The organism is Eubacterium sp. CAG:161 (assembly GCF_000432355.1).
Classification (GTDB): domain Bacteria; phylum Bacillota; class Clostridia; order Lachnospirales; family Lachnospiraceae; genus Eubacterium_G; species Eubacterium_G segne.
Window position 1 is genome coordinate 113,952 of record NZ_HF991862.1, and the last position, 3,047, is coordinate 116,998.

General features: G+C 33.2%; 2 protein-coding genes. Both read right to left on the reverse strand.

Features of this window, described 5'->3' with window-relative positions; genetic code table 11:
* Positions 1–814 precede the first annotated feature (814 nt).
* On the reverse strand, positions 815–2,260 hold the full coding sequence (locus Q5O30_RS05800) for a hypothetical protein (protein ID WP_021952810.1): 1,446 nt from the start codon (positions 2,258–2,260) through the stop codon (positions 815–817).
* Positions 2,212–3,047 (reverse strand): LPD23 domain-containing protein (locus Q5O30_RS05805; RefSeq protein ID WP_302674608.1); only part of this gene is annotated, 836 nt, incomplete at its 5' end. The genes Q5O30_RS05805 and Q5O30_RS05800, both read right to left, overlap by 49 nt.

The window sequence follows — 3,047 nt, forward strand, 5'->3', positions numbered from 1 at the left end:
CAGCCACATAAGTGCAAAGACAAATATTATACCTCCCACAATTTTTCCTATTCCTATCAACCCTGAAAAATCCCCATTGCTTGCCGCCACTATTGAACCAACTACAAGCATCAATATAAAAGCTAAAATATGCATAAATGCCACCTCCGTTTAAATTTAGTAAAAGTTAATAAAGATTAATTAGTAGTAAAATTTACCTTACATAAACATTAGCATTTTTTAAGTCCATTAAAAAGGACTTGTGAAGGAACGGATGTTTGCTTGTGAAGATGAAATTTTGTTCCTTGTATCTATTTTCGTTCAAATAAAAAACTACTAACCCAATGCCGGCTAGTAGTCTTCACCTATTATGTTCAATAATAAATTTTCATATTTTTCTTATATCAAAAGATTTCCTTGTCTGTGGCGTTGTTTCAATCAATATAGCTAATGATGCGCAAATAGCAATATGATTATGTTAATTTTTAGGATTATGAGGGGTGAACCTTGAGAGCATTCAAGGAATGGCAATGTCATTTCTACACCCTTACGAAATTTACAAGATCGTTAAAAAAAATTATGAGTTGTGTCAAGTTATATAGAAAAAAGAGTTACGCAAGCTCTAGATGTACAAGCCCCTAAATCGGACATCCGAAACGCTCTTGCTTCTCCTCTTAATGGAAGTATATCTCAAAATAATGAAAAAACAATGCCATCTTAAATCAGGATAGAAAGGATAGAAATACAGATGTTATAAAAAATCTGCAAATAAATTTGGACTATAAGAGCGATTTTTATGAAATAAATACTTCAAATTCCTTGCTGTGCTTTTTGATTAATTCATTCCAAACTCTCTCCATTGATATTCCATCATCATAAGCCTGGTTCTTGCATTTTCAAATGCCTTTTTTAATTTCTTATGCAATACATCACTGCTTACATTAGTTCCACTGTCTTTTTCCATCTTCTTAACAAGCCTGTCTATTGCCCTGTCCTGATATAAAAGTCCCTCTATATCACTTTTTTCTCTTAATCTACCCAAATGATTATTTACATCTTCTGATAAACTGTCGCCATAGTATTCCTTGACTTCATTTAAAAAGTCTGATACTTTAATGTTAGAAGAGATGTTGGAGGCATCAGCATTAGCTGTAACCCTTGTCGGCATTACCGCCGTAAATGTCTCTTCTTTTTTTGCTTTTACAGCATACATATCATCTATATAATAATCTCCAATTCTATTACTATCGTATCTGTTTACTACAATGCGATAATAATAGTTATTGTTTTTTTCATCCATCATACGTCCCATCAAAACATATGAACTGTCAGCATTATTTCTATTTCCTATTGCTTCATTAACCTTGATTCCATATTTAATGGCATCACCTATATTTAAGCTTACAAATATTGTTGCTTCTGAACGTCCCATATGCATTCCATGTTTTAATGATTTTTTAGTAATTTGAATTTTATCTCCTGTATCCAAATTTGTAATTACCGGATTTTTTCCCCTGTACTCAACACCTGGATATTTTGTTAAAATATCAACCGCTTTTTGAACAACTGTGTTTATATCTCTAAATTTCGATTTGTTTACACTTGTAATTCCTGCATCCATCAGGACTGCCATTCTATGTCTGCCCTCGTGTCCTTTAACCTCCCCATCATCATATATTCTTAAATATATTGGCTGACTGTTATTTCTTAACTTCCCTTTATCCAGATTGGTTGACTCACTTATTATTCTGTTATACGCATCATCATCCTCTGTGATAAGTTTCAAAAACTCTTCCGGTGACAGTCTGGTCAGATATGCCTGTGAATAATCTTCGCTCATGGCAGCATAATCTGTATACAAGTCCTCCAATCTTTCTTCCGTGTAACTTGCTATTCCATTATCCTGTGTCATGCTCTCTGCATCTGTTATGGCATTTATTCTGGATTGGTAGCGAATGTCTTCACTTTCTGCCGATTTATTATTGACAATATAACTGCTCTTGTGTATTATGGTGTCAAAGTCATAATTATTCAGCGAGTAAGGGAATTGTACCCTTGCCAACGAGAATATGTTATGGCTTTTTTTATTGTTTATATATAGTATTTTGTTATCTTTAGCAGCTCTGTCTATTAACGCAGCTATTCCTTTTCTTCCATACATACCCGTTATGAAATTAGAGGCTACCTGCTTTAATTCATATACGCCATTTCCATCAATTCTTACGCTTACAATTATTGACAAATTATCATTATCGCATATAAAGCATTTAATCCTTCCCACTGTTTATTCAAAATTTTATCAACCTGTTCTGACAATTCTTCATAACGTCTGTAGTCCTGATTATCTTTCAGGCTTAAATGTCCTCTTCTGTTAAACGTCATTTTAGAATCATCAATTTCATATTTCCATATGTTATCAATTCCACGGAACCAACCTGTTTTCTTAAATATTTCTTCAAAACTCTCACCTTCCTTTTCCATCTCATTAGTTCTTTGCAACTCCCGCAAATCCACATTGTTAGAATTTCGTCCTCCATATGAATACAAAATGCTGCTGTCTTGTTTTAAGATATCATTGTCTTTTTCACTATTTTGAAATATACTCTCATTAAAGGAGTCTTTTAGGGACGCATTTACGGATGTCTGGTCAGGGTTATTTTTAGCATTGGCTACCACTAAGGCTCCTTTTTTATCCATAAACGCAAAGTCATTGACATTTTGATATGCATTTGTTATCTTATTTACAGAACCATATTTGGTTGTAGATGATGGCAATTGGAGCCTGAGTACTGACAACCATTTATTGGTTCTTTTTTTGTCAGGCTCAATGTATCTTATATTTGAATTATTTATTAATTTTTGTAAATTGTTCAAATTTTTACCATACGCACTTGTTATAATTCCAAAGTCCTGTATTATTCCAGATTTGTTTTTAGGATCAACCAGTAACGAAACTATAACGGGTTCGCCTTCTTTAGAAATTAGGTCTCCCAAAATTACTAAACTATCACTCCTGGTAACTGAATCCATTATTACAATTGGCTTTTCCAATATTTCCGGTACCTGTT